Below are 24271 nucleotides of genomic sequence, written 5' to 3'. Positions count from 1 at the left end.
CTACCGAGTCTCAGGCCGCTCGGCGGCGTTCAGTGATCTGAGGAAATTGTTGTACGCCTCAAGATCACTGTCGCCGTCGATCTCGGCGCGGCGGTCCAGGTCGGCATTCATCCGTTTGTCGTCGCGGTTCCAGCGCATCGCGAAGATCACGACCACCACCAGCGCGACGGGCTCTCCGTACGACCACGCGAGGGCGCCCGCCAGCTGCTGATCCTGCATCACGTCCACGCCCCACTCGGGAGGCGGATCCACGAACGTGGTCAGCAGCGGCTTTGTCGCCATCATGAGTACGACGCCGATGAACACGTGCAGCGGCATCTCCACGAACAGGTCGAAACACCGGCCGAGGTAGCTCTGTCGCACCGGCAGTGGGCCGGTGGCGAGCACCGGCATGATGAAGAGCAGACCGCTGGCGAGAAAGAAGATTTCGAGAAAGACGTGTCCAGCCGGTAACGCCGAGACGGTGTCGAAGATCGGCGACAGGTAGATCCCGTAGTAGCTGAACAGAAATACCGGGATCGTGAACCCGGGGTGCAGCATCCACCGCGCCGGTGGGCTACGCAATGCCGAGAGGGCAAGCGCGAGAATGCCTTTTCCTATTCCTCGGTGCGGCGTCGAACGTAGTAGCATCAGTCCCGGCGAGCCCAGTACCCAGAGCGGCGGGATCGCCATCGAGAGCGTCAGGTGTTGGAACATCCAGACGCTGAAGAGTTCGTAGCCGTAGCTCTCGACCTTCAGTCCGGTTACCGCGATCAGCAGCAGGCACCCACCGAGGAAACACGCTGTCCGATACCACGGCCATGGTCGCCCACTCGCGCGAACTCGCTGAGCGCCAGTCCAATACCAGAGTGCAAGAACAACTCCCAGGGCAGGAAGAAGCGGGAGGGATGAGGTATCCCACTCCAGCATCTGCCCGATCGACGGCGGCGGCGTGTCATTCACGAACGCTTCACCGGCGGGTCCTCCTTCGTCTCAATGCGGGTACCGTCGACTCTACACCTAACTACTATGTTGGATAGTATTTAGGAATGCGACGGAAGGTACAGGTGCACAGCAGTGTCCAGAAGCATGAAGATATCCGCCGCCCTGATCGCGGTGTTCGCGGTAGCACTGATCACGTTCATCACCGTCGATCCGATTCGGGCAGACAACGAGAACGCCGATCGGGCAGCACAATCCACCGCCGTCCTCACCGACGACGCGTACCGATTGACCTCGGCCGCCGACGGCAAGGTGAACCTGGTCGAGTTCCTCGACTTCGAATGCGAAGCCTGCCTCGCGCTGTATCCGACGATGGAGCGGATCAGAGCGGAGTACGAGGATCGAATCACGTTCGGCATCAGATACTTTCCGATTCCGAGTCACACCAACAGCACTCTCGCGGCGCAGGTCGTCGAATCCGCATCTCGCCAGGGCAAATTCGTCGAGATGTGCAAGCGAATGTACGAGACGCAGTCGCAATGGGGTGAATCCGCCGAATCACAGGAGGCGCTGTTCCGTTCCTACGCACAAGATCTCGGACTTGACATGGCCCGATTCGAATCCGACCTCGGCAGCCGCGGCGTCCGCGAGCGGGTCGAGCGCGACTTCGAAGAAGGCCGACGCCTCGGCGTCCAAGGTACTCCGACGCTGTTCCTCAACGACGTGAAGCTGGACCAGATGCCGAGCTACGAGCAGTTGAAAGCCCAGATCGATTCGGCCTTGGGAGAATGATCAGGTCAGAACAGCGCAGATCCCCGCGGAGACGGCCACCGTCACGGCTGCGGCAACGGCCGTCGTGACAGCGGCCGGCGCACAGGCCGCCACCGCGCAGGTCAGTCGCCGAGGCGACGCCACGTCGCCGTCGACCAGGGAACTCAATCGCACCGCGGTCGCGCTGCCGCGATCGCTCAAGCTCCAGTCCGGCTGAGGAAGCGGCGATTTCGACACCACGGCAAGGGCGGAACGCACCGCAGCCGGGCTGGTGACGCGAGCGGCGTGTCTGTCCGCCGACAGTTCGACAATCGCGCCGACGGCAGCGGGTGCCGCCGCGAACAACGGCACTCGCGGAAGAACAGCGGCCAAGACTTCGCACGCACCGACAATTCGGTGATGACCGCCGCTCAGGTGTGCACGCTCGTGCGCGAGGACAGCATCACGCTCGCCTCCACTGAGAGCGGATGACAAGCCTTGCGTCGCAACAACAAATCCAGGCTTTCCGGCGACGCTGTACGCCATAGGCAGCGGATGATCCAACCACAACACGTCGGACTCCGAGTTGTCGCGGCGCGCGACGATCGAGAGAACATCACGATGGAAATCTCGGACCCTCGCGTGCTCACGTGCCTGCTTGCGGCCGGCCAGCACGATCCGAACAGCGATCACACCCACCACAGCAACGGCTGTGCCGGTGATCAGTTCACCCACCCATGAACTCGTGCCGTGCGCGAAGGCGCTGAAACACCGAGCGATACCGTCGACCAGCCCCTCGACCGGCGCGTGGCTCGGCCACACCAGAACCAAGACCGCGGAGAGAGCGAGATACAAAGCCGACGCCATGCTGCCGAGCCACGCCGCGAGCAGCACCGCCGGTGACAACGCCGAGGAAACGGCTCGCAACACTCTCGGAACCAGGAATCCCACGAGCATCGCACCGAGAAACATCGGCAACGCCAATGTCATTGCACACCTTCCCCGGAAAGACCCCGGCGCAGGGCCTCGTTCTCGGCATCTGTCATGGTCTTGGCGAAGTGCAACAGCACGGCAGCGGAATCGGAACTGCTGTCCAACAATTCGCGCAGTGCTCTGGATGTGGCCTCTTCACGGCTGCGACTCGGCCGATAGAAGTAGGCGCGACTCTTCTTCTCACGACTCACCCAGCCCTTGTCGTAGAGATGCGTCACGACGGTCAGGATGGTGGTGTACGCAAGTTGTCGACGCTCACCCAGGGTCTCGACCAGATCCTTGACCGAGAGCGCGTCGTCGGACTGCCAGAGCACATCCATGACCTCGGCTTCGAGTCCGCCAAGCCCCTGCATTGCTCCTCCATCGCGTCGTGACAGAACTTCAGTCGCCCGTGGTCTTCTCCCCGAACGACACGCCCCGGGAATTCAGGTACGCGAGCGGATCGGTCTTCTGTCCGTCAGATTGCCACACCTCGTAGTGCAGGTGTGGTCCTGTCGATTGTCCACGATTGCCCACGGTCGCGATCAACTCACCCGCCCGCACCTTCTGACCCGCAACCACGAGCGCCTCGTTGATGTGTCCGTAGACGCCGACGGTCCCGTCGTCCTGCTGGATGCGGACCCAGAGCCCGAATCCCGCGGCGGGACCGGATTCGAGCACAACACCGTCGGTCGCCGACACGATGGGCGTTCCGATCGCGTTCGCGATGTCGAGACCGTAGTGGGTGGTTCCCCACCGTGGACCGAAGTTGGACGTCATCGTCCCGCTGACGGGGGCCATCACCTGTGGCTTTTCGGCCTCGAACGCCAGCGCCGCTCGCTCGGATTCGAGTTGTCGCGTCTTGCCGAGTTGTTCGGCTATTCCGGCAAGATCCGTCGGCCGGACAAGGTCGAGGATCTCCGGCGCCGACACCGCAGATGCATCCTCGACTGCAATCGGCGGCGGCGACGCGTGCCCGATGGAAGTGCCGGACGCGAGGATTGCACCCGTCGCCACGGAAACCGCGGCCATGCGCCCGCCGGGTCTGATCGGCTCGGATTTTCGATGTCTTCCCACTTCTCGGTCCTCGCGTCGATGACAAATGAAGGTCTACGCCGCCACCTTACAACTATGTTGCATAGTTTTTAAGACATGCACTATTGCGCATATATGCATATGTGTCTAGGCTGGCGTCGACGAAAGGACCTTCGATGTCACACGGACACGGGCACGGAATCTCCCCCGCCGAGGCTGCGACCAGCAACAGCGGCAAGCATGTCAACAAACTGTGGATCGCCGCCGGCCTCGGGTTGGTGACCTTCGTGCTGCAGGTGACGGTCGGCCTCTTCACCTCGTCACTGGCCCTGCTCTCGGACTCGGCGCACGTGTTCACAGACATCTTCGGCATCTTCATGGCGCTCGCCGCGATCCTCGTCGCACAGCGTGCCGCCCGGCGCCCCGACCGTACTTTCGGCATGTACCGCACGGAAGTGTTTGCGGCACTGGCCAATGCGATCCTGCTCTTCGCAGTCGCCGGGTGGGTGCTTTACGAGGCCGCCAGCCGCTTCACGGATCCGCCCGAGGTTCCCGGCCTTCCCGTCGCGACAGTCGCCGTCGTCGGTCTGGCGATGAACGTCATCGCCTTCCTCATGCTGCGCAGCGGCGCGAAGGAAAGCATCAACATCCGCGGCGCCTACCTCGAAGTCATGGCGGACATGGTCGGGTCCATCGGCGTCCTGGTCAGCGGCTTGGTCACGCTCGCGTTCGGTTGGCGCTACGCCGACCCCGTCATCGGCGTCGCGATCGGCCTCTTCGTCTTGCCACGTGCCTTCAACCTGGGCCGCCACGCCGTTCGCATCCTCCTCCAGCAGGCTCCCGACCGCATCGACGTCACCTCGATCATCGAGAAGATCAACGCTCTGCCGGGAGTCGTCGACGCGCACGATCTGCACGTCTGGACACTCACCTCGGGGATGGAAGTTGCTTCCGTTCACGTCACCGCGGTCAGTGACGCCGATCCCACAACGGTGCTCGCAGCAACCCGAACCTTGCTTGCCGAGGTATTCGAACTGGGGCACGCCACCGTACAGGTGGAACTACAGGGAAGCGACGGTAAATGCGCGGAACTCGCCTGGTGAAATGGACATTCCTAAATGAAACATTCGAATTCACCGGGCTCGATAACCTCACCGAATTCGAAGAAAAATTAGGTCTTCTTTAGTTTGGGAACGCTTACCACAATAAGGTCATACTGGGATGACAGGGCCTCTGACCTGCACTATCTTGGAATTCATGACTTCTGGGGAGACTCACATGACCAAATTCCACGCACTACTCCGAGACCAGATTCGCAACGAGTTCAACGCTTCGCATCAGTACATCGCGACAGCGGTTTACTTCGACAATGCGGATCTGCCACAGCTGGCAAAGCACTTCTACAAGCAGGCTGTGGAAGAGCGTAACCACGCCATGATGATCGTTCAGTATTTCCTCGATCGCGACATCAATGTCGAACTCACCGGCGTCGACGCCGCGAAGGCCGACTTCAAGGATGCCCGCGAGCCCATCGCTCTCGCGCTGACGCAGGAGAAGACGGTCACCGAGCAAATCGTCCAGCTCGCGAGCACTGCCCGCGAAGAAGGCGACTACCTCGGCGAGCAGTTCATGCAGTGGTTCCTCAAGGAGCAGGTCGAGGAAGTTGCAAGCATGACAACACTTCTCACCATCGCGGACCGCGCAGGCGCCAACCTGTTCGACCTCGAAGACTTCGTGTCCCGCGAGATGAGCACCGTCGGTGACACCACCGGTGCACCGAGCGCAGCCGGCGGAACCATCTAGCCTGCAGCACTCACGGATTTTGCCCTCGAGCCGAACGGTTCGCTTCCTGCCAGCAGGATCGAACTGATCAGCTCGGGGGCATCTGTCATCGGTACGTGCCCCAGGCCGGGCAGAACCATCAACTTTGCCTGCGGGAACGGCTTTTTCACGCGCTGCGCCTGATACACGGGCAGGATGAGATCGCGTCGACCCCACGCAACCGTCACCGGCACAGTGGGATCCACGATGGGCGGCAGCACGAAGTCCATCTCGAGACCGAGATCGACGAGTTCGTTCGACACGAGCGAACGGCAGTCGGCCAACGCCGCTGCATAACCGACATGACTCGGATGAGCGAAGAACGCGGCGAGCGCCGGATAGCGAATCAGCTTGTACCGCAATGCGCGTGGCAATCCGTCACCCATGAGCTTGGCCGTGCCGCGCAGTGCACGGAACGTGTTGATCGCTCGCACCTGATCGAGGTGATTGACAAAGAACCCGGCCGGCGAAAGAGCTGTCGCCGACGCGACATCTCCGCGCGCTGCCAGCGAGAGGGCAATCCAGCCGCCGAGGGAGTTTCCCGCGACGTGGGCACGCTCCCCCGCCGGCGTCACTTCCTTGACGAACTCACTGACATCGTCGATCAGCTGTCCCATGACGTCCGGACCGAGTTCGGGCAGCAGCGACTCTCCGTGACCCGGCAGGTCGACGGTGACGACGCGGCGGTACGGCGTCAGCTGGTCCAAAAGCGAATCCCACGCCTGCCGTCGATGGACGATGCCATGGACGAGCACAAGCGTGGGACCACTACCGGAGATGTCATGCGACAAGGTCATGTCACCAACATTAACCGTAACTTCGCGTAACGCCTATAGTTCGGGCGAAAAAATCAGCGCAGCGTGACCTGACGACCACGAAGTCCGTCGCGCGAGCGAAGCTCGGCCGAGGTCAGCGGAGCATCGACGGCCAGAGCCTCGGCAAGACGCTCACCGAGCTCGACGGTTGCCGCTACCCACTCGTTTGCATGCTTTTCGCGGTCGAGGTCGAAGACGGGAACCAACAGGCCGTGGGTGCGGAACGAGCCTGCGTAGCGCGAGCCCTCACCCAGATGCAGTCCACCGGTCGCGTGCACGCGCGCCAGCGCGAGCATCAGGTCGTCTTCGCTCTCGGGACGAACCCAACGCAGGTGCGCCTTCTCGCCGGCGTCGACCCACCACGCGGCAACGAGGCCGTCGCCTTCGAGGCGTGCAGAGGGCATGATCGCCGAGTTGGCGTGCTGCACGGTGGCGGCAACCTCGGGATCGGTTTCGACGCCCTCGGGGATCCACCAGTTGAAGTTCTGGTGCACGGTGATGTCGAGCAGGGCCGAGGGATCGACGACAGCGGTGACTGCGGGGGTCTCGGAATCGGGGTTCGCGGCAGAAAGCGCGTCGCCGGGGGCCGCGTCCTTGATCCAGTTCACCGAAGCGGCGAGGTCTGCGCCGAGGTCGGCCGAGTGCGCCTGAACTTGGACACCGACAAATCCTGTGGCCGTCTCGCCCTCGTCGCGGACGAGTGCGGCAACAGCGCCGGGGAGGACCGTTGCCAACGTGACGGGACGGTCGGAGCCGATGACCGGCAACGGAGCCGTGGCGGACGGAACGAATTCGCGCAGCGCAACCAGATCGCACTCGGCGGCAAGGCCCTCGAACGGGCGGCTGACTACGCCGGCAGCGGCTTCACGCTCTGCTTGGCGTGCCGCCAGCTTCTCTGCGCGTGCGCTGCCCTGCTTCGGTCCACTGTTTCTTTTGCTCTTCTTGGCCACGAGGGCAAAATCTACACGCTGCCCAGCCATTGCTTCGTGCGCCCGGGATGGTTGGTGGCAACCCAACTGACCCCGAGCTCACGACACAGGTCCACATCCGCCTTGTCGTCGACGGTCCAGCAGTACGTCGCGCGACCCGCAGCAGCGGCCCGATCGACCAGATCGGGATGTTCGCGCAGAGCCTTGATCGACGGCCCGATCGCCGTAGCGCCCACAGCCGTCGACGCACCGCCGCCGAGGTACCGCGACGCGTCACCGAGCAGGACCGTCGGCAGCAGCGGTGCCGAACGACGCACTCGCCAGACCGCACTAGCCGAGAAAGACATGACCACTGCCCGCGAGTGATCGGCCGACGGCGGCGACGCGATCCCGAAGCGGTGCAGTTCCGCCAGGAGTTTGGCTTCGACCAATCCGCCGAACCTCACGGGGTGCTTGGTCTCGATGAACAGCTTCACCGGGCGCGCAAAATCCAGAGCGAGGGTGATGAGGTCGGAGAGAGTCAGCAGTTCGGCCGGTTCGCTCGTCGACCCGTAGTCCAGAGCGTTCAGCGAATCGAGCGTCATCTCGCTGACGATCCCCGTCCCGCTGGAGGTGCGGTCGACCTTGCGGTCGTGAACGCAGACCAGGTGTCCGTCGCGGGTGAGCCGGACGTCGCATTCGAGCCCGTCGGCACCCTCCTCGAGGGCCAGTTCGTAGGCGGCGAGGGTGTGCTCCGGCCGCGCAGCCGACGCACCTCGGTGCGCAACGACGAGTGGACCTCGACGATCTGGGCTCACAGGGCAGCGGTCTCCTTCTCGTCCAGCACCGTCTTCTCTTCCAGCACCGTCTTTTCTTCCAGCACCGAGCGCGGCACTGGCACCCACCGGGTTTCCGATTCCGGTTCACCGCGCCAGCTCTTGCGCTCGATCCGGCGGATCACGACGAGTGTCAACGCCGCGGTGACGGCAGCGATCAGTGCGATGAAAGCGTTCAGCAGAACCCCGTCGGCCATTGCCTGAATCCCCGGGCGTGATCGCCAGTACGCGTTGACCACCAGCAGCAGAGCGCTGAATCCCCAGAAGCCCCACCAGATCTTGACCAGCAGGGTTCCGCGCGGATCGCGGCGGACCAACTCGAAGAGATAAACGGCCGGCATCACCAGGTTGAGGATCGGCACAGCGCAGCCGACGACAACTTCCGACGCTGTGCGTGGATCGGATTCCCGGACGCCTGCGAAGTGTTCACGACGCCGACGAAGCAGCCAGCACACAGCGGCGATTGCCGCGAAGACCGAGATCAGCAGTCCACCCAACTGAGTGAAGTACACGGCGGCGTCGGAGACCGTGAGCAGCGGCTGCGGGATCAGCCTGGTGCGGTTGCGGACCAGGATCGCGTATCTGCCCAGTTCGGCGAACACCGCCAGTCCGTAGAGGATCGTTGCGAGCGTCAGCAACGGCCCGACTCGGTCGGCCATCCGGTCCGCTCGCGAGGGCGGCACCGGTGAGGTGTCGACGACGTCCTGGAGTCCCCACCGCGGGACAGCGTCGTAGCGCGGAGTGGAGAAGCTACGACGCACTGGTGCGTCCCCCACGCCGCGGGGGTCGGACGGGGAGCGCGCGATCCAGCGGAAGCCACGGCGGTTGGGCGGTTGGTAGATCTCGGTGCGGGTGGGGATCAGCAGGACGCCGCTGCAGCGCGGGCACCACTGCGTCGGGCCGCCGACGACAGGCCAGCGTGCGGCGCACCGGGCGCAGACCTGAACGACACTCACAACTTCGATTCTGTCACGCCGTATCGGTAACGGCAGCAAATGGATTCACTCCCGATTTGTGATCGAACCTCCACCGCGTTCACCTGCATTGTTCGAATAATGTGACCTCCGCCACTTAAAAACTCGAGTTATCCACAGTTTCCACAGGTTCATCCACAGTTCTGGATGAATGAATCGGGCTTTATCCACAGGTCACGGGCAAGACCCTGAGAATTTGCTGACAGGTGTTAGCGAACGATGCACAGGCTCGAGGATGAATTTGACACCGCAGGTCAGTGAACTTTCGGGCGTCGACGTCATTTATCCCGGCAAAGTTCACAATCCATTCAGAAATTGCTCCCGAAAAGACAGAAAAGACCGGTATCCCCTTTTTATGAGAAGTCGGTTTTTGACACACCTGGAAGCATGACCGTCGATGACTTCTCCACAGCCCGAGCCAACTCTGACGTTCACCCCGAGACGGGTCACGCAGCTCGCGTTCGTGTTGATCGGATGTCAGCTCGTCATTCGCGTCTGGGTTGCCGCGAGCAATTACTTCTACTGGGACGACCTCATCCTGATGGGCCGCGGAGGACGCTTCCCACTCTTCTCGAGCGAACTCCTGCTCTACGACCACGACGGTCACTTCATGCCCGCGGCCTTCTTCTTCACCGGGTTGATCGCCCGTATCGCGCCGTACAACTGGGCGCTGTCGGCAACGCTGCTCGTCATCGGTCAGGCCGCCGCGTCGTTGGCGCTTCTGCGCACTCTTCGGTTGGTCCTCGGCCGGCGACCGGCACTGTTGATTCCGTTGATCCTGTATCTGTTCGTCCCGCTGACACTTCCGGCGTTCTCGTGGTGGGCAGCCGCGCTCAATGCATTGCCGCTCCAGATCGCGCTGGCCTGGGCATGCGGCGACGCGATCAAGCTGTACCGCACCGGGCAGGTGCGCTACGTGTTCTCGGGCACCGCGGTTTTTGTCATCTCCTTGCTGTTCTTCGAGAAAGCAGTGCTCGTTCCGTTCGTGGCACTCGCTTTTCTGGTGCTGTACTTGCGCACACAAGGTGAAGGAACGCCGATACGAAGTGCGATCACGAAGTGCCGACTCCTGTGGACGGCCTGCGCCGCCGTGCTCGCGATCTGGATTCCGGTGTATCTGACAACTGTCGAATCTCCGATCACCGGATACGGCCGTTCGATGTCCACCGAACTGCTGCATCACGGAACGTCTTTGGGGATGCTTCCCACTCTTCTCGGCGGCCCCTGGCGCTGGGAGCGGTGGATCCCCAGCCCCGCCTGGGCCGATCCGCCGACGCTTTTGGTGGTCGCATCCTGGGCCGCGCTGCTGACGACGGCCGTGATGACAGTGCGTGCCCGACGCGGCGCTGCCTGGATCTGGGCTGCCGCGGCGCTGTACTTCCTGGCCTCCGTGGTGGCGATGACCGCTACCCGATCCGACGCCGACACCACTTACGAGTTGGCGCAGACCTTGCGTTACTTCACGGATTCGGCGACGGTGTTCGCCCTCGCCGCCGCTCTTATTCTCGCTGCGCCTCGGCGACGTCCGGCCCGTTTGCCCGTCGCAGTCGCCGCCGGCCTGTCAGTGCTCTTCGTGATCAGTTCGCTCGTCTCGACCGTCACGTTCGTCGACATCTGGCGCGAGAACCCGACCCGCGACTACCTCGCGAACGCGCGAATGTCGTTGTCACAGAATCAGGATGCTCCACTGCTCGAGCAACCCGTCGCGATCGAAGTGCTCCTTCCCGTCGCCTTTCCGAACAATTTGGCAAGCAACGTTCTCGCGCCGCTGCCTGATCGGCCCGAATTCTCTTCCAGCACTCCGATTCTGCGCACCATCGACGACAGCGGTCAGATCGTCGATGCCGAAGTGACCTGGACGAGAAGGATTCCCGAAGGAACGGCGCCGAACTGCGGCACCCGTGCCGAAGGCCCGACCGAGCTCCCCCTCGACGGCCCCCTGGCCGGCTGGGAATGGACGGTTCAGCTCAATTACCTCGCCAGCGCCGACGGAACGATCGATGTTGCGATGGAGTCCGGCGACGCAGTATCCGTACCCGTCACCCAAGGTTTGCACTCGGTGTTCGTGCGCCTGGTCGGCCACGGAAACAGTGTGAAGATCACGCCGACAACACCGGGACCGACCCTGTGTTTCGGCGCCGGACAAGTCGGTGCCGTCGTCCCGACCTCCGCAAAATAGTGGCAGAGTGGAAGTCATGGAGCTGCGTATATTCACCGAACCCCAGCAGGGCGCTACCTACGAACAACTACTGACTGTTGCCCAGACCGCCGAAAAACTCGGCTACGGCGCATTTTTCCGCTCGGACCACTATCTCGCCATGAATTCCGACGGCCTTCCCGGGCCCACCGACGCGTGGATCACGCTCGCCGGAATCGCCCGCGAAACATCCACCATCCGCCTCGGCACTCTGGTGACGTCGGCTACGTTCCGTCACGCCGGACCGCTGGCCATCTCGGTCGCACAGGTCGATCAGATGAGTGGTGGCCGCGTAGACCTCGGCATCGGCGCCGGCTGGTACGAGGAAGAGCACCAGGCGTACGGCATCCCGTTCCCGGCGCTCAAGGATCGCTTCGAATTGCTCGAGGAAACTCTCGACGTCGTGACCGGTCTGTGGCGTACGACGGTCGGCGACACGTTCGACTACGACGGTAAGCACGTGCAGATCAAGAACTCTCCCGCGCTTCCAAAACCGCACCAGGTCGACGGTCCGCCGATCCTGATCGGTGGCACGGGCAAGAAGAAGACTCCGGCGCTCGCCGCTCGGTTCGCAAACGAGTTCAACATCCCGTTCAAGTCCCTCGAGGAAACGAAGGACATCTTTGCGCGGGTTCGTCAGGCTTGCGTCGAGCACGAGCGCGATCCGAACGAATTGGTGTACTCCAACGCTCTCGTCCTGTGCTGCGGCCGCGACGAGGCGGAGATCAAGAAGCGCGCCGAGGCTATCGGACGCGACGTCGACGAGCTACGTGAGAACGGTCTGGCCGGAACACCTTCGGAGCTGGTCGACAAGATCGGCACTTTCGCCGAGGCCGGTTCACAGCGCGTGTATCTGCAGACTCTCGATCTCGCCGATCTGGATCATCTCGAACTCGTCGCAAGCGAGGTCATGCCCCAACTGCAGTAAAGAATGGGCCGGGATCTACAGCGCGTTCGCGTCGAGGAACGCGCGTAGGTCTCGGTCCCACTGGGCCGAGCGGGAACGGTCGAGAAAGACGCGCACCAGCATGAAAGCGATGACCAGCAGCGACATCACGCTGAACCAGGTGAAAACCCCGGTCACCACGGCTGCGACGTCGGCAGCGCTCTGAGTGATCGGAGCTACGGTCTTGTCGCCCTGATCATTGACGTAGATGGGGACCTCGGTGCCGGCGGGCGTCGCCGAGTCGACAGTGACATCACCCGTGTGAACCTGGCCGTTCCAGTTCCACTGCGCGCTGGCCATTTCGGTGGTAGGCGCAATGTAATCGGCTGTCGAGGCGGTGGTCTGCGTCGAATCTGCAGTCGTCGTCGCCGAAATACTGTGTAATTCGGCGGATTGTTTGGCGATCAGTGCGTTCTGGCTCGAAGCAGTCGCAGCCCCTGCCCATACCGCGAGAGGCAGCAGAAGAATCGCGAAAATGATCAGACCGAAGGACATGAACCCTTCGATCCGATCACTGCGGCGAACCATCGGATCGTGGCCTACATGAATGGTGCGTCGGAGCAGCGACGCAGTTCCTCGCGTACTACCTGACATTGTGAGCTCAGTTCTCTCGACGACACACTCTTACATCGAGATTCCCTTTGTTTCGATCTAGTTGCAAGTGTTAACGAGCTGAATCACATGTGTCCTCCAACACCTGTCCAGTTATTCGCTCGGCGGAAGGATGTCCGTCTGCGCCGGAACCTGATCCTGACGGAGCAATCCGACCGGGCAACTGACGCCCGTGGCATGCACCGGGCAGTAACCGCCGGGATTCTTCGCCAGATACTGCTGGTGGTAATCCTCCGCGTAGAAGAAGTCGCGCAGCGGGCCGATTTCGGTGGTGATCGCTCCATATCCGGCTTCGGCAAGCCGTTCACCGAAAGCGACGGCCGACGCATGAGCGATTTCTTCCTGCTCCGCGGACGTCGTGAAGATCGCCGAACGGTACTGCGAGCCCTGGTCGTTACCCTGACGCATCCCCTGCGTCGGATCGTGGTTCTCCCAGAAGTGCGCCAGGATCTGCTCGTAGGAGATCACTGCGGGATCGAAGACCACCAGCACGACTTCGGTGTGACCCGTACGTCCGGAGCACGTCTCTTCGTACGTCGGGTTGGGCGTGAAGCCGCCCGCATAACCCGCAGCGGTCGTGTACACGCCGGGAAGCTGCCAGAACTCCTTCTCGGCGCCCCAGAAACAACCCATCCCTACGACGACGGTCTGCAGTTCGGCCGGAAACGGCGGCGTCAACGGATGCCCGTTGACGTAGTGCGCGGTCGGAACCGGCATTTTCTGCTCTCGGCCCGGGAGTGCGTCCTCAGGCGCGATCAGCGTGGATTTTGCGGACGCTCGTCCCAGAATGTCGTCGTACCAGCTCATGCTTCGATGCTACGCGCGAGCGACTGTTTCGCCACGCCGTGATCGCGCGGGCGCCGGGCAGCTCCACCCACCGGTAGCCGATTTCTGCTACCGCGGCCGTGGCCAGAAGGAAGAGCGCAAACGCCAGCGTCGGTCCGACGTACAAAACAGTGTTCTCGACGACGCGGTACAGGATCAGGGTGTGCACGAGATAGATGACGTAACTACGCGTCGAGAGCCACTTCACGACCGGCCAGCGCGTCGGGACGCCGTCGTAGCGGCCGATGAGAACTACCGCTGCAGCGACTACCGAAATGGTCCACAGATAGTGCTCACCGGCCCAGTAGACGCGGAACTGGGTCGCCACGATGATGACGTGCATCTGGACGAGGACGGCCGCGATCAGCCAGCGGCCGGGAGCGAGCTTCGCCCACGCGAGGTACATGATCTGGCCGAGGAAGACGGCCGGCAGCGTCGCGGCGATCTTGGACAGCATCGGCACGGTGTACGGCAGCGGCGCGTAGACGTTGTAGAGCAGCACCAGCGAGCACAGCGCACCACCGGCGAGCGGCATGACGATCGGTCGCAGCCGCAGTATCGGGCGAGCCGCGACACATGCGAGATAAAAGAGGAATTGAACGGTGAGTGTCCAGGTCACTCCCAGAACTGCTACCTCGGGCTTGAGAAAGAATCCGCCGAGAAAAAAGCTCATCAACGCTTCGGTATCGGAAATACCTTCCTGACCGCTGAACATTCCGTTGATTCCGAGGCGGACCAGAAGAATGGCAATCGCGGTCGCCACCCAGAATGCGGGCAGCAGTCGACTGAATCGGTTGGTCAAGAACTTTCCGGGGCCGTCGCGAATCGCGGATCGCGTCACCAGAGCACCGGTAAGCATCATGAATACTGCGACGCCGACAAAAGAGAGGTGCTGGTTGAGTTCGGCAGGCTCGATCAAAACGCCGTAGACGACGTCGATCACCCACCAACCCGAGCCGAGATCGTCGATGACGTAGAAAGAGATGTGGGAGTAGATCACGGCGGCAACCGCCAGGGCTCGCAGCAGGTCAGCGCCCGGAAGATTCACCCGAGGCGCGGCCGCCTCTGGTGATTCCGGGAGGAAAACTGGTGCGGGCATCGCGCAAGTTTAAGGTTCCGTTCACCTTTACGACGAATTTGCGCATATTAGCTTACCCTTAGATCGGGGCAAGTTCGGTTTCCCAAACTTTATTCTTTGGTGATTCCTACCTGAGCCGGACTGTTGCGGACGGTGTACGAATGTTATTGGGTGGAAACCCGAAGAATGATTTGCACATACGCGAGTGACGTCACGCCGTGACCGGTGATCGACGCACTCTAAAGCACCAGGGCTCACCAGCCCGCAAAGAAGGGACCCTCGTGTCTGTTTACACGCTGCCGGAACTCCCCTACGACTACGCAGCCCTCGAGCCGCACATCTCGGGCAAGATCATGGAGCTGCATCACGACAAGCACCACGCGGCTTACGTTGCCGGTGCCAACGCTGCACTCGAGAAGCTGGCCGAGGCTCGTGAGAACGACACCATCGCAGCGCAGGCCAACCTGCTCGAGAAGAACCTGGCGTTCCACCTCGGTGGCCACACCAACCACACCGTTTTCTGGAACAACCTCAGCGCTGACGGTGGCGACAAGCCCGAAGGTGAACTCGCCGCAGCGATCGACGACAACTTCGGTTCGTTCGATCTCTTCCGCGCTCACTTCTCCGCGAACGCCAACGCCATCCAGGGCTCCGGCTGGTCCATCCTCGCGTGGGACTCGATCGGACAGCGTCTGATCATCGTCCAGCTCTACGATCAGCAGGGCAACATCTCCATCGGCCTCACGCCGCTGCTGCTCCTCGACATGTGGGAGCACGCTTTCTACCTCGACTACCAGAACGTCAAGGGCGACTACGTCAAGGCATTCTGGAACATCGTCAACTGGAACGACGTTTCGGCTCGCTTCGACCGTGCACGTACCCAGACCGCAGGTCTGATCGTCTAGTCACGCTCTTCTTGCGAACGGCGGCGCCTCACCAGGGGCGCCGCCGTTCGTGTCAGCAGAACACCACCGAGCAGGACCGTCGTGGCTCCGAAGACCAATGCCAGTGTGCGAGTTCCGGAGTCACCGCTGCTCGCGGTGGTCTGATTCACGGCCACCGGATCCGACAGCACCGAGGTCAGCTGAACCTGCTGCGGGGTGGTCATCGCGGGAATACCGGATTTTGCGCCGTCGAGGCCCGTGACCAGTGACTTGGCGATTCCTTGCAGCGTCGTGAATCCCTGGGTGATCTGATCGGTCACGTCACCGAGCATCTGCGGCGCCTGATCAGCGATGGGAATGAGGCCGTCGTTCAATTGTCCGGCAGCACTGCTCAGTTGATCGCTCGCGCCTTGCAGCTGCCCGACAGCGGTGCGGACTAGATCACCGAGCTCCGTATCGGGCCCGACCGAGCCACCCAACAGCGCCGGAACGGTGCCCAATTGCGCATTCAGCGCACCGAGATCCGAACTCACACCGGCCAGTTGCGCTGTCACGTCAGGCGGGATAGGAAGGCCGTTCAGCGCAGTCTGCAGCGCGTCGATTCGTGTCTTCAGTTCCGCGGTCGAGGACGACGCCTCCCCAAGCGTCAGGCCCAGTGAGTCCGCGCGCGTGGCCAGCTCTTCCGCCGACCCCGACGCCTGATCGACAACACCGGACACCTGATCCGCGACGCTCATCAGCTCCAACGCCCCGGACCGTGCGGTCTCGAGGTACGGCAGCAGAGTGCCTGCGCCTGCTTTCACCTGATCGATGGACTTTCCGGCCTCGTTGGTTCCGGCGACCAGAATCTGTGCGGTGGTGAGGTTTTGATCGATCGAGCGTCTGGCGGCCGACGTCTGAGCCAGCAGGCCCTTGATGCCGTCCGCGCCGACCTGCGCCGACACGGCCCGAGTCAACTCGGCCGACTTCTCCGAATCCGAGCCCTTCACCTCGAGGTCGACGCTCGCCTGCCGTGGATCCATGCCGAACATCGACGCGACGGTTTCGCTGAAGTCCTCCGGCACGGTCAACGTCGCGAAGTAGTTCCCGCCGGGGTTGTCGACCACCTGGAAGTCGAAGTCTTCGTTCTTGCCCAACGTGTCCACCAGCGTGTCGCCGGCCCGAAGTTCCTTGCCGTCGAGCGTGGTTCCCGCGTCGGCGTTCACGATCGCGACGGTGTTCGAGGTGTCGGCACCGCCCGCGAAGATCACGAACCCGATCCCCGCCACCGCAGCCGCGACGATCGCGGCCACACCACCGACTGCCAGCCGTCGACCGAGTCGTGACGGCCGGCGATGGGAGTTTTCTGTGGTGTTCTCGGCGCTCATGGGCGAGACGATAAAGCAACAACTTGTAGAAACACTGAGAGCCCTAGTCTGCGGGCGTGGCCGGCTTCTCAGACTCCTCGGGTTCCTCCTTCGGCATGTCCCGAGGCCCACTGATCAGGATGTCGGCCCAGCGCGTGGCTGGGTCGATGTCGAGCAGGACGGCCTTCACCAACAACGAGAGCGGGATCGCCAGCAGCGCTCCGAGCGCCCCGAGAACCCACGACCAGAAGACAAGTGAGAGGAACGTCATCGTCACCGACAGTCCGACGGCGTCGCCGACGAACTTGGGTTGGATGATGGACTGGATCACGAAGTTGATGACGGAGTAGACGACGATCACCCACAGCATCAGCCACGGCCCGCCCTGCAACAGTCCCAGGAGCGCCGGTGGAATCACGCCGATGACGAACCCGATGTTGGGGATGTAGTTGGTGATGAAGGACAGCAACGCCCACAGGACGGGCAGCTGAATGCCCATGAGCCACAGCGCGCCACCGTCGAGTACCGCCACGATGAGACCGAAGACCGTCGAGACCACCAGGTATTTGCGAGTTCCGGCGGCAAAGGTGGAGAGCGCGTAGGAGATTTCGGGACGTTGCTCGGACAACACATGCAACCGCGAGCGGATGCTCATGCCGTCGAAGGCCATGAACAACAACAACGCGAGAATGAACACCAGATCCGACAGGATGCCGAGCAGGCCCTCCAGCCCGCTTTCGAGTACGCCCACAACCTTCGTGAGATCGACACTGCTGAGCGTGCTTTGGATCTGTTCGGTGCTCACTCCGAAGTCGGCCAACTTGTCGCGGCCCTCGTTGAGGAGGTTGGTCATCTCCTCGGAGTACTGCGGCAGGATCGTCGCCAACTGAGCCGTCGACACGATCAACGACGCCGCCAACCCGAGCAGGATCAAGTACACGGTGACCAGTGAGCCGAGCATCCCGACCCACTTGGACCACCCTCGGCGCTGTGACCAATCCTGAATGGGCTGAACGGCAATCGTCAGCACCAGGGCCAGGAATACCGGTCCGAGGATGCCGCCGAACACCTTCATTCCGCCGACGGCGACCACGGTGGCGGCAATACCGAGCAGGACGATCAAACCGCGCGGGATCGACCAGTTCTCACTACCGGACAGCGTGGGGATCGGAGTGGGAGCCTCGACGGCCGGCTTTCCCTTCTTAGAGAACACCGGCTTAGAGAACACCGGCTTCCTTTGCCCGGCTCCTGATCTGGAATGCTCCCACGATCATGAAGAGGCCGAACAGGATTGCGTACCAACCCAACAACCAGATGAGGCTGATGATGCCTTCGCCGGGCGCGATGAGAAGAATGATGCCGAAGATGACAGCAAGCACCGATGCGGCGAGCAACCATCCCCAACTGGATCCGGGCAGCGCCTTCATCTTGAAGGCGCCGACAATTCCGAAGATTCCGAACATGATGGCGTAGAAGGCAATTATGTACAGCAGCACCAGCGCAGTGATGCCCGGCCAGACCAGCGCGACGATGCCGGCTCCGACCGAGACGACGCCCGTGAACACCCACCAACCCCACGAGCTCAGATGCTCGCGGTCCCGGATGGCGCGAACTATCGTGATCAAACCGTCGGCGATGGAGTAGATACCGAACAGGAAAACCAAGGCCACCACGGTAATTCCCGGCCACACGAGCGCGATTATTCCGAAGATCACGCCGAAGATTCCGCGGATCAGGATCATCCACCAGATCTCTTTGCCGTACTGCACGAACGGATTCTGCGTGACCATCAGTAGCCTCCGAAACAAGCGGGTGTCTCTGACCGATTCAACAGCTCTTCAAACAGGGCAGTACCGACAGATCGTATGACTCTTGTGACCTTTCCGCCCATCGAAACGCGCGGCTGATACCGAGTTGTGCTCTTCGGGTACGAAGCGAGGGGACTTTCAGCCTGCTTCTCGAATACTTGCTTCTCGAATACCGGGCGCAGTCCACGATCCCGACAGCACTGCAGCCTTCGGCCAGTACAGGCGCAGAAAGACGTTGAAGTCGCCGGACGGAGCCGGCAGCCAGTTCCGCTCCTTCTCACCACCAGGGGATTCGTGCTGAAGATAGATGTCGAGGGAACCGTCGTCGGCAAACACCAGATCGCTTCGATCGCCAATCGCGTATCGGTCGATCGGGTTGTCCACGAAGAACTGCCGCTCATTCATCATCGTGAGCGACCAGAAGCCCTCGACCGGTGGCAGCTCGTCCTTCTCGAAGTGCAGGACGTACTTCTTCGCCCCGGTCAGCGGCTTCCCGTCGACGTCCGTCGTGGCATGCGGGTACACGGCATCAGCATCGAGATTGGCCCCGAAACCGAGCCAGACGATCAGAGCCCGCTGAGCGTAATGGGTTCCGTAGTGCCCCAAGCCGCGGTGCATCGTCCAGCCGTTCTTCGGACTGCCCTCGGCCTCTTCGGCGATCTCGCTCAGCACGTCCATACCGGTTCGCGCAGCTCTATCGAGGGCATCACGTACCTCCTGCGGACGCGACCTCCAGGGCAAGGAGGAGCCGATTCCTATGTCGGACAGTTGTTTCATCATCTCGGTGTCCTCCGGACGCGGAGGATTGTCGTCGAGAAGTGCGTCGAGTCTGGTGAAGAATGCCTCGCCGTCCATGGCGGCCACCTGGTCCACCGGCGGCGTCCGCGTGTCGACGGCAGGGTTCACCGGCATTTCACCAGGCGTGTAGTCCTGCGGGTCACCCGTCCACTCCGACAGAGGAGTGAGTCGCGTCCGGTCCTGCAGGCTGTGCACTTCTGCCAGGTCTGTTCCCCCCGACGTCGCGTAGCGGGCGACTATCCAGTTCATCGCTGTCGGAGACCGCAGCAGCGTCAAACCCTTGGGCACGTTGCCTTTCCAATTCGGCCCGGCCACCAGGTACGGTCCCCCGGTCCGCCCGACTGTCCGAGATCCCGGAACCGTGAACACGTCGCTCCACGCGTCGAGGATGGGGACCAGCCAGTACCGCGTGCCGAAGTCCGGCAGTGAGAGCACCTGCGGTTCCGTCGAGACGTCCAGCCACCCCGACGAGTAGAGAGTGTCCGCGTTGGGTGAGACGACATCGGTGAAGGTCGCATCCGGCGTCGTACGCGCGTATGCGAACTGGTTGAGCGGGGCTTTCATCGCCACCGGCGAAGGCACCGCCGTCATGACATCCCGCGATACCACAGCAATCAACAGGGGATATCCGAAGATCCACGCCTGCGTTGCCAGGTCTTCCAGCCGAGAACGGTTCTTCGACAGAGTCATGTCTGCGCATACCACCGCCCTCACCAGCGCAAACCTGGCTGGCACTCTCCCTCTCTTGTGTGCCAGTACCGAATGGGTGCATATTTCGATTACCCAACGAGGTGTGCCGGACCGACGCATGCGCGTCTGCCCGAGATTTGCCCCAGCACCGAGGGAGGAACAGAAATGAACAGAAACGAAGCAATAGGCATTTCTCCGTTCCAAGCCGCTGGGTCTTTGCAGGGGTTCGTCATTTCCGGTCGTTGGCCGGACACCACCCAGGAGTGGGCGCAGCTTCTCGCATTGGCCGTCCGCGTGGCCTCGATGCCAGGTTTGTTGCCGACCACGACGGTCTTCGGGGTCCGTGAAGACGTTCCCGAAGATCCGCAGCCGGGCACCGTCGGTCTGGTGGTCGCCGAAGGTCCGGTACTCGGCGATTTCGCCTTGACACCCGGCCGTTTCTCCGACCATCAGCCACCGGCGCTGATCATGCTGCACCCACCGTCGGAAACCACGCCCAGCCTGCCGGAATGCGAGGGCAGCGCGTCGGGGTGTGTACTGCTGCCAGGCCTTCCCTATCTGGGTTTGGAGCATCGTGCGGCGTGGGTCGAGGCTGAGCCGGACGGCACAGTCGTCTCCATGATCAGTCGTGTCGGCATCGATCCGATCAGCGATCCCGACACCGCTGTTTTGGCCATGCTCCTCGCCTCGTGACGGCCCCGGTAAGCGATAAGTTCGGACTCCCAAACTTGCTGTGCGCTTTGCCAATTCGTTTCAGGCGCGCTAACGTGGGCAGCAACGAAGGGGAGTAGCCCCCAATCGCCCGTGTCGACATACTGGTTCGACGCGCTCCGCCTGGTGCGGATCGCGAAGCACCCGGCCTGGCGAACCGAAGGTCTTGTGGCCTCGGTGGGCGAGACCTTCGGCCGGACAAGCGCACCCACTGCGCCTGCCCAGGCCGGAGGCTCGCATTTTTCCTCCGACCTACACCGACCGGAGGAGTAAATCTTGCTTGCCGCAATACTTTTGAGTTTCGGCGTCATTTTTGTCGCAGAACTCGGTGACAAGTCGCAACTGATGGCAATGACGTTTGCCTTGCGCTATCGCTGGTGGGTCGTCCTCGGCGGAATCACCGTCGCCACCACCCTTGTTCACCTCGTCTCGGTCGCCGTCGGCCACTACCTGGGCGTCGCCCTCCCCACCGCGGCGATTTCCATCGTCGGCGGTATCGCTTTCCTGATCTTCGGCCTCTGGACCTTGCGCGGTGACGATCTCACCGACGACGAGCAGAACAAGGCCGGTCGCGTCACGCGATCCGCCTTCATCGCCGTCGCCTCGGCCTTCTTCCTGGCAGAACTCGGCGACAAGACCATGCTCGCCACCATCACCCTTGCCACCGACAACGACTGGATCGGCGTCTGGATCGGGTCGACGGTAGGCATGGTGGCGGCCGACGCTCTCGCCATCATCGTCGGCTCGGTGCTGGGCAAGCACCTTCCGGACGGATTCATCAAGATCGGCGCCGCGGTGCTGTTCTTCGTCTTCGGTGTCTGGCTGCTGCTCGAGGGCATCTTCCCCGACTCGTCGGCCGGCATCATCGGCGGTGGCGTTGTCCTGGCCGTGTCCGTGCTGGGCGCACTGGCTCGGATGATCTGGAAGCGCTCCCGTGCGACCGACTCCGCTACGCACCTCGTCGACGACAATCGGACGCCGATCGACTGACGCTCAGCGAAGAAGGTCGCCGGCACCCCAAATTGCGACCGGGACATGACCTTCCGCCACTCCGCTTGGTCCGAGCAGCTGTCCGAATCGCTTCATCGGGTACAACGAGACACGTCGATCAAGGATCCGCACACTACCGATTCGACGGAGGCGATCCTCGACGACAAGACTCTGCGCGAGGCTGCTCAGCCACACGCTGATCAACATGTTCGCTGTTCCGGTGGTCGCTACCAACAATCTGATCTCCGGCCAACTCGACACAAGATTGCCGAGTTCGTCGGTGGAACCGTCCACAGCGACTTCGAAGATCACTTCGAACGGTGAACCGACGGCCTGTTGCGAGACATCGCAGCGGAAAATCAACTGTTGCGACGCAGTCAGTTGGGCCAAGCGCCGTCGAATCGCAGTCTCGTTCGTTCCACAAATCGCGGCGAGACGCGCATAGCTGGCACGTCCGTCACGGCCGAGCGCCTCCAAGAGGGCACCGTCGGACTCGCGGAACTCTGTCGGATCTGCCGGCACCGCAGCGCCCTTTGTCGATGCCGTTGCCAGCTGAGCCCGACCCGCTTGCCCCAGAGCGCCCGGCTCCCAGCTGAACCCGTCCCGGTACACCTTCACCCCGACCCGGCTTCTGATCGACAGAATTCCAGGATCGGCGGCAAGGTGCTCACACACCAAGGCGTCCAAACTCTTGTGGTCGGCGGCCACGACTCCGACGAAATATTCGTACTCGCCTTCCGTCCTGGCCAACAGATAGGCACAGGAGAGTTGACGTAACAGCTCCCCCACGTCGGCAACGGAATCCTGTGTGGTCCTGATCAGGAGATAGCCGAATATGTGGGTTCGACCGATTGCGACCGCGTTGACCCACGAATGACCGTTCGAGACGAGGCGACGCCACCGGCGGGCGATCGTCGTCGAATCCATGTCGAGCACTGACGACAACTGCGTCCACGACGCGCGGGGGTTGAGCTGAAGTGCATTGATGATCTCCAGATCAGATTCCGCGATCACGAATGTGTCGGATTCCGGCTTCATCGGGCCAGTATTGCCGGATTACTGCATTCTGGTCGGCGATCCCTGCCTGTTTGCCAAAGATGTGTGAATCACTTCACAGGTTCACCACTTGGAGGCCCAGTGCTTCGCTCCACCAAAGTCACGGTCGCGTTGCTGTTCGTCGCGTACGCGATCGACTACATAGATCGGCTGGCGATCAACCTCGCTCTCCCCTTGCTCGGTGAGGAGTTCGATCTCGACTACTCCCAGCGTGGATTGATCATCTCCACGTTCTTCATTGCATACACGCTGGCCCAACTGCCTGGTGGACTGCTCGCCGATCGATACGGCGCAGTCCGGATGGCTCTGATCGGGTTGGTGGCGTGGAGTGTCTTCACCGGCCTCACTGCCCTTGCCTGGTCGTTCGGGACGCTTCTGGTTGTTCGCTTTCTCTTCGGTCTCGCGCAGGGCGTGTTTCCGGCAGCTGCAGTAAAGCTCGTTGCCGAGCGGAGCATCCCGGAGCAACGTGCCACTGCCACAGGATGGATGAACAGTTCCAACGCCGTCGGTACGCTTCTTGCCATCGTTGTTGCGGCAGCACTTCTCCCGTTGATCGGCTGGCGTGGAATGTTTCTGGCCGTCGCGGCGCTCGGCGTACTCTCGCTCGTCAGCATCAAGTTGTGGCTCCCGCCGGCACTTCCGGCGGAGATCGACCACGGTCCGGATTCTTCCTGGGACAACATGCGCACCGTACTTCGCTCCCGCGCGATGTGGCTCTTCGCCTTGATGTTCTTCGGATACGACTTCGTGATCTGGGGGATGTCGTCGTGGGTTCCGTCGTACCTCCATGACGAACGTGGAATCGCCCTCTCGAGCGCAAGCCTCCTTCTGATTCCGGCTACCGTGGTGGCCGCCGTGACCACCGTCATCGGCGGGCGAATCTCCGATCGGCTGGCTGGCAACAGTCGTGTCGTCGTGGTGCCGTCCATGCTCGCGTGCATCGTGATGCTCGTTTCGATTCCTTTCGTCTCCAACACGGCTTTGTTCGTCGTTCTCGTCACCCTCGGATCTGCCGCTGCCTCTTTCGCTTTCATGCCGTGTTTTGCACTTCCGCTTCGTAGCCTGCCTTCGTCGGTGGTCGGAGCAGCCTCGTCGATGATCATTTTCGGCGGCATGGTCGCCGGAATAGTCGCGCCGTTGGTATTCGGATTCATCGTGGACCACCTCTCCTGGTCAGCGGCGTTCGTATCTCTCGCGCTCGGGCCTGTCGTGGCGATCGTCGCGGTCATGGCAGCACCACAAACCCGGGAAAAGATGCTGAACCTGGTGCAACTGAAAACCGCCAACTGAAAGAAGAT

Annotated in this window: 25 protein-coding genes; 9 read left to right on the top strand and 16 right to left on the bottom strand. The window is 62.1% G+C overall.

Annotation, left to right across the window (positions count from 1 at the left end; genetic code table 11):
* Positions 1-942, bottom strand: coding sequence for a cytochrome c oxidase assembly protein (locus ACN50D_RS23730; protein WP_212634068.1), 942 nt, complete (start codon positions 940-942; stop codon positions 1-3).
* 126 nt (positions 943-1068) lie between these two features.
* On the opposite strand from ACN50D_RS23730, the gene ACN50D_RS23725 reads away from it, so the two are divergent.
* A complete protein-coding gene (locus ACN50D_RS23725; RefSeq protein WP_212634067.1) occupies positions 1069-1713 on the top strand; it encodes a DsbA family protein in 645 nt (214 codons plus the stop codon).
* Here the strand turns inward: ACN50D_RS23725 and ACN50D_RS23720 are convergent, their stop codons facing one another.
* Genes ACN50D_RS23720 through ACN50D_RS23710 form a run of 3 tightly spaced genes read right to left on the bottom strand, consistent with a single transcriptional unit; the run spans position 1714 to position 3675 of the window.
* The gene (locus ACN50D_RS23720) at positions 1714-2661 is read right to left on the bottom strand and encodes a M56 family metallopeptidase (RefSeq protein ID WP_003944128.1); all 948 of its coding nucleotides are present in this window, start codon (positions 2659-2661) and stop codon (positions 1714-1716) included.
* A complete protein-coding gene (locus tag ACN50D_RS23715; protein WP_003944179.1) occupies positions 2658-3017 on the bottom strand; it encodes a BlaI/MecI/CopY family transcriptional regulator in 360 nt (119 codons plus the stop codon). Before ACN50D_RS23715 ends, ACN50D_RS23720 begins: the two co-directional genes overlap by 4 nt.
* A 28-nt stretch (positions 3018-3045) precedes the next feature.
* Positions 3046-3675: a M23 family metallopeptidase gene (locus ACN50D_RS23710; protein ID WP_042453198.1), complete on the bottom strand. Its 630-nt coding sequence runs from the start codon at positions 3673-3675 to the stop codon at positions 3046-3048.
* Positions 3676-3854: 179 nt separating this feature from the next.
* Here ACN50D_RS23710 and ACN50D_RS23705 point away from each other — a divergent pair, with 179 nt between their 5' ends.
* A complete protein-coding gene (locus ACN50D_RS23705; RefSeq protein ID WP_007735998.1) occupies positions 3855-4781 on the top strand; it encodes a cation diffusion facilitator family transporter in 927 nt (308 codons plus the stop codon).
* A gap of 154 nt (positions 4782-4935) precedes the next feature.
* A complete protein-coding gene (locus ACN50D_RS23700; protein ID WP_030535839.1) occupies positions 4936-5481 on the top strand; it encodes a ferritin in 546 nt (181 codons plus the stop codon).
* Here the strand turns inward: ACN50D_RS23700 and ACN50D_RS23695 are convergent.
* From ACN50D_RS23695 to ACN50D_RS23680, 4 genes are read right to left on the bottom strand one after another with little or no spacing between them, the layout of a single operon-like run.
* Positions 5478-6296, bottom strand: a complete 819-nt coding sequence (locus ACN50D_RS23695) for an alpha/beta fold hydrolase (protein ID WP_003944129.1) — start codon at positions 6294-6296, stop codon at positions 5478-5480. The two genes, ACN50D_RS23700 and ACN50D_RS23695, sit on opposite strands and share 4 nt — an antisense overlap.
* A 53-nt stretch (positions 6297-6349) precedes the next feature.
* Positions 6350-7264, bottom strand: coding sequence for a DUF5926 family protein (locus tag ACN50D_RS23690; RefSeq protein WP_003944127.1), 915 nt, complete (start codon positions 7262-7264; stop codon positions 6350-6352).
* An 11-nt stretch (positions 7265-7275) separates the two neighbouring features.
* Positions 7276-8040 carry a glycerophosphodiester phosphodiesterase gene (locus ACN50D_RS23685; RefSeq protein ID WP_003944175.1) on the bottom strand — a complete coding sequence of 255 codons (765 nt, stop codon included), beginning with the start codon at positions 8038-8040 and terminating at the stop codon, positions 7276-7278.
* Positions 8037-9014: a DUF4328 domain-containing protein gene (locus ACN50D_RS23680; protein ID WP_212634066.1), complete on the bottom strand. Its 978-nt coding sequence runs from the start codon at positions 9012-9014 to the stop codon at positions 8037-8039. Before ACN50D_RS23680 ends, ACN50D_RS23685 begins: the two co-directional genes overlap by 4 nt.
* Positions 9015-9429: 415 nt before the next feature.
* On the opposite strand from ACN50D_RS23680, the gene ACN50D_RS23675 reads away from it, so the two are divergent.
* Together ACN50D_RS23675 and ACN50D_RS23670 are read left to right on the top strand one after the other, a co-directional pair.
* Positions 9430-11211, top strand: coding sequence for a hypothetical protein (locus ACN50D_RS23675; protein ID WP_212634065.1), 1782 nt, complete (start codon positions 9430-9432; stop codon positions 11209-11211).
* 16 nt (positions 11212-11227) lie between these two features.
* Positions 11228-12157: an LLM class F420-dependent oxidoreductase gene (locus ACN50D_RS23670; protein ID WP_058038067.1), complete on the top strand. Its 930-nt coding sequence runs from the start codon at positions 11228-11230 to the stop codon at positions 12155-12157.
* 15 nt (positions 12158-12172) lie between these two features.
* Here ACN50D_RS23670 and ACN50D_RS23665 read toward each other — a convergent pair whose 3' ends face one another.
* From ACN50D_RS23665 to ACN50D_RS23655, 3 genes are all read right to left on the bottom strand, one after another.
* Positions 12173-12769, bottom strand: coding sequence for a hypothetical protein (locus tag ACN50D_RS23665; protein WP_223304488.1), 597 nt, complete (start codon positions 12767-12769; stop codon positions 12173-12175).
* A gap of 111 nt (positions 12770-12880) precedes the next feature.
* The gene (gene msrA / locus ACN50D_RS23660; RefSeq protein WP_020905733.1) at positions 12881-13594 is read right to left on the bottom strand and encodes a peptide-methionine (S)-S-oxide reductase MsrA; all 714 of its coding nucleotides are present in this window, start codon (positions 13592-13594) and stop codon (positions 12881-12883) included.
* Positions 13533-14711, bottom strand: a complete 1179-nt coding sequence (locus ACN50D_RS23655; RefSeq protein ID WP_047272742.1) for an acyltransferase family protein — start codon at positions 14709-14711, stop codon at positions 13533-13535. The genes msrA and ACN50D_RS23655 overlap by 62 nt, the downstream gene beginning before the upstream one ends.
* A 260-nt stretch (positions 14712-14971) precedes the next feature.
* Between ACN50D_RS23655 and ACN50D_RS23650 the strand changes: the two genes are divergently transcribed.
* The gene (locus tag ACN50D_RS23650) at positions 14972-15595 is read left to right on the top strand and encodes a superoxide dismutase (protein ID WP_003944189.1); all 624 of its coding nucleotides are present in this window, start codon (positions 14972-14974) and stop codon (positions 15593-15595) included.
* Here ACN50D_RS23650 and ACN50D_RS23645 read toward each other — a convergent pair.
* The 4 genes from ACN50D_RS23645 to ACN50D_RS23630 all read right to left on the bottom strand — a co-directional run bounded on the left by ACN50D_RS23645 (position 15592) and on the right by ACN50D_RS23630 (position 20216).
* Complete coding sequence (locus ACN50D_RS23645; RefSeq protein ID WP_058227349.1) at positions 15592-16941, bottom strand: hypothetical protein; 1350 nt, start codon at positions 16939-16941, stop codon at positions 15592-15594. The two genes, ACN50D_RS23650 and ACN50D_RS23645, sit on opposite strands and share 4 nt — an antisense overlap.
* 43 nt (positions 16942-16984) lie before the next feature.
* A complete protein-coding gene (locus tag ACN50D_RS23640) occupies positions 16985-18133 on the bottom strand; it encodes an AI-2E family transporter (RefSeq protein ID WP_212634064.1) in 1149 nt (382 codons plus the stop codon).
* A 4-nt stretch (positions 18134-18137) separates the two neighbouring features.
* Entirely contained in the window at positions 18138-18710 is a 573-nt protein-coding gene (locus ACN50D_RS23635) for an HdeD family acid-resistance protein (protein WP_003944155.1), read from the bottom strand.
* Positions 18711-18866: 156 nt separating this feature from the next.
* A complete protein-coding gene (locus ACN50D_RS23630) occupies positions 18867-20216 on the bottom strand; it encodes a DUF1254 domain-containing protein (protein ID WP_212634063.1) in 1350 nt (449 codons plus the stop codon).
* A 165-nt stretch (positions 20217-20381) separates the two neighbouring features.
* Here ACN50D_RS23630 and ACN50D_RS23625 point away from each other — a divergent pair, with 165 nt between their 5' ends.
* Complete coding sequence (locus tag ACN50D_RS23625; RefSeq protein ID WP_003944138.1) at positions 20382-20909, top strand: hypothetical protein; 528 nt, start codon at positions 20382-20384, stop codon at positions 20907-20909.
* A gap of 294 nt (positions 20910-21203) precedes the next feature.
* Positions 21204-21917 carry a TMEM165/GDT1 family protein gene (locus ACN50D_RS23620; protein WP_058227350.1) on the top strand — a complete coding sequence of 238 codons (714 nt, stop codon included), beginning with the start codon at positions 21204-21206 and terminating at the stop codon, positions 21915-21917.
* A gap of 3 nt (positions 21918-21920) precedes the next feature.
* Here ACN50D_RS23620 and ACN50D_RS23615 read toward each other — a convergent pair whose 3' ends face one another.
* A complete protein-coding gene (locus ACN50D_RS23615) occupies positions 21921-22955 on the bottom strand; it encodes an Lrp/AsnC family transcriptional regulator (protein WP_212634062.1) in 1035 nt (344 codons plus the stop codon).
* 99 nt (positions 22956-23054) lie between these two features.
* On the opposite strand from ACN50D_RS23615, the gene ACN50D_RS23610 reads away from it, so the two are divergent.
* Positions 23055-24263: an MFS transporter gene (locus ACN50D_RS23610; protein WP_042920610.1), complete on the top strand. Its 1209-nt coding sequence runs from the start codon at positions 23055-23057 to the stop codon at positions 24261-24263.
* Positions 24264-24271: the final 8 nt, after the last annotated feature.

It is taken from the genome of Rhodococcus sp. SB1D, assembly GCF_048573875.1.
In the GTDB taxonomy this organism is placed as follows: domain Bacteria; phylum Actinomycetota; class Actinomycetes; order Mycobacteriales; family Mycobacteriaceae; genus Rhodococcus_F; species Rhodococcus_F qingshengii.
The sequence above is the reverse complement of the archived record's forward strand: the minus strand, read 5'-3'. Positions and strand labels throughout refer to the sequence as shown.

Coding starts and splice junctions, on each gene's coding strand:
- ACN50D_RS23725 (WP_212634067.1), top strand. CDS start 1,069: ATGAAGATATCCGCCGCCCTGATCGCGGTGTTCGCGGTAGCACTGATC.
- ACN50D_RS23720 (WP_003944128.1), bottom strand. CDS start 2,661: ATGACATTGGCGTTGCCGATGTTTCTCGGTGCGATGCTCGTGGGATTC.
- ACN50D_RS23715 (WP_003944179.1), bottom strand. CDS start 3,017: ATGCAGGGGCTTGGCGGACTCGAAGCCGAGGTCATGGATGTGCTCTGG.
- ACN50D_RS23710 (WP_042453198.1), bottom strand. CDS start 3,675: ATGGCCGCGGTTTCCGTGGCGACGGGTGCAATCCTCGCGTCCGGCACT.
- ACN50D_RS23705 (WP_007735998.1), top strand. CDS start 3,855: ATGTCACACGGACACGGGCACGGAATCTCCCCCGCCGAGGCTGCGACC.
- ACN50D_RS23700 (WP_030535839.1), top strand. CDS start 4,936: ATGACTTCTGGGGAGACTCACATGACCAAATTCCACGCACTACTCCGA.
- ACN50D_RS23695 (WP_003944129.1), bottom strand. CDS start 6,296: ATGACCTTGTCGCATGACATCTCCGGTAGTGGTCCCACGCTTGTGCTC.
- ACN50D_RS23675 (WP_212634065.1), top strand. CDS start 9,430: ATGACTTCTCCACAGCCCGAGCCAACTCTGACGTTCACCCCGAGACGG.
- ACN50D_RS23670 (WP_058038067.1), top strand. CDS start 11,228: ATGGAGCTGCGTATATTCACCGAACCCCAGCAGGGCGCTACCTACGAA.
- ACN50D_RS23665 (WP_223304488.1), bottom strand. CDS start 12,769: ATGTCAGGTAGTACGCGAGGAACTGCGTCGCTGCTCCGACGCACCATT.
- msrA (WP_020905733.1), bottom strand. CDS start 13,594: ATGAGCTGGTACGACGACATTCTGGGACGAGCGTCCGCAAAATCCACG.
- ACN50D_RS23655 (WP_047272742.1), bottom strand. CDS start 14,711: ATGCCCGCACCAGTTTTCCTCCCGGAATCACCAGAGGCGGCCGCGCCT.
- ACN50D_RS23645 (WP_058227349.1), bottom strand. CDS start 16,941: ATGAGCGCCGAGAACACCACAGAAAACTCCCATCGCCGGCCGTCACGA.
- ACN50D_RS23635 (WP_003944155.1), bottom strand. CDS start 18,710: ATGGTCACGCAGAATCCGTTCGTGCAGTACGGCAAAGAGATCTGGTGG.
- ACN50D_RS23630 (WP_212634063.1), bottom strand. CDS start 20,216: ATGACTCTGTCGAAGAACCGTTCTCGGCTGGAAGACCTGGCAACGCAG.
- ACN50D_RS23625 (WP_003944138.1), top strand. CDS start 20,382: ATGAACAGAAACGAAGCAATAGGCATTTCTCCGTTCCAAGCCGCTGGG.
- ACN50D_RS23615 (WP_212634062.1), bottom strand. CDS start 22,955: ATGAAGCCGGAATCCGACACATTCGTGATCGCGGAATCTGATCTGGAG.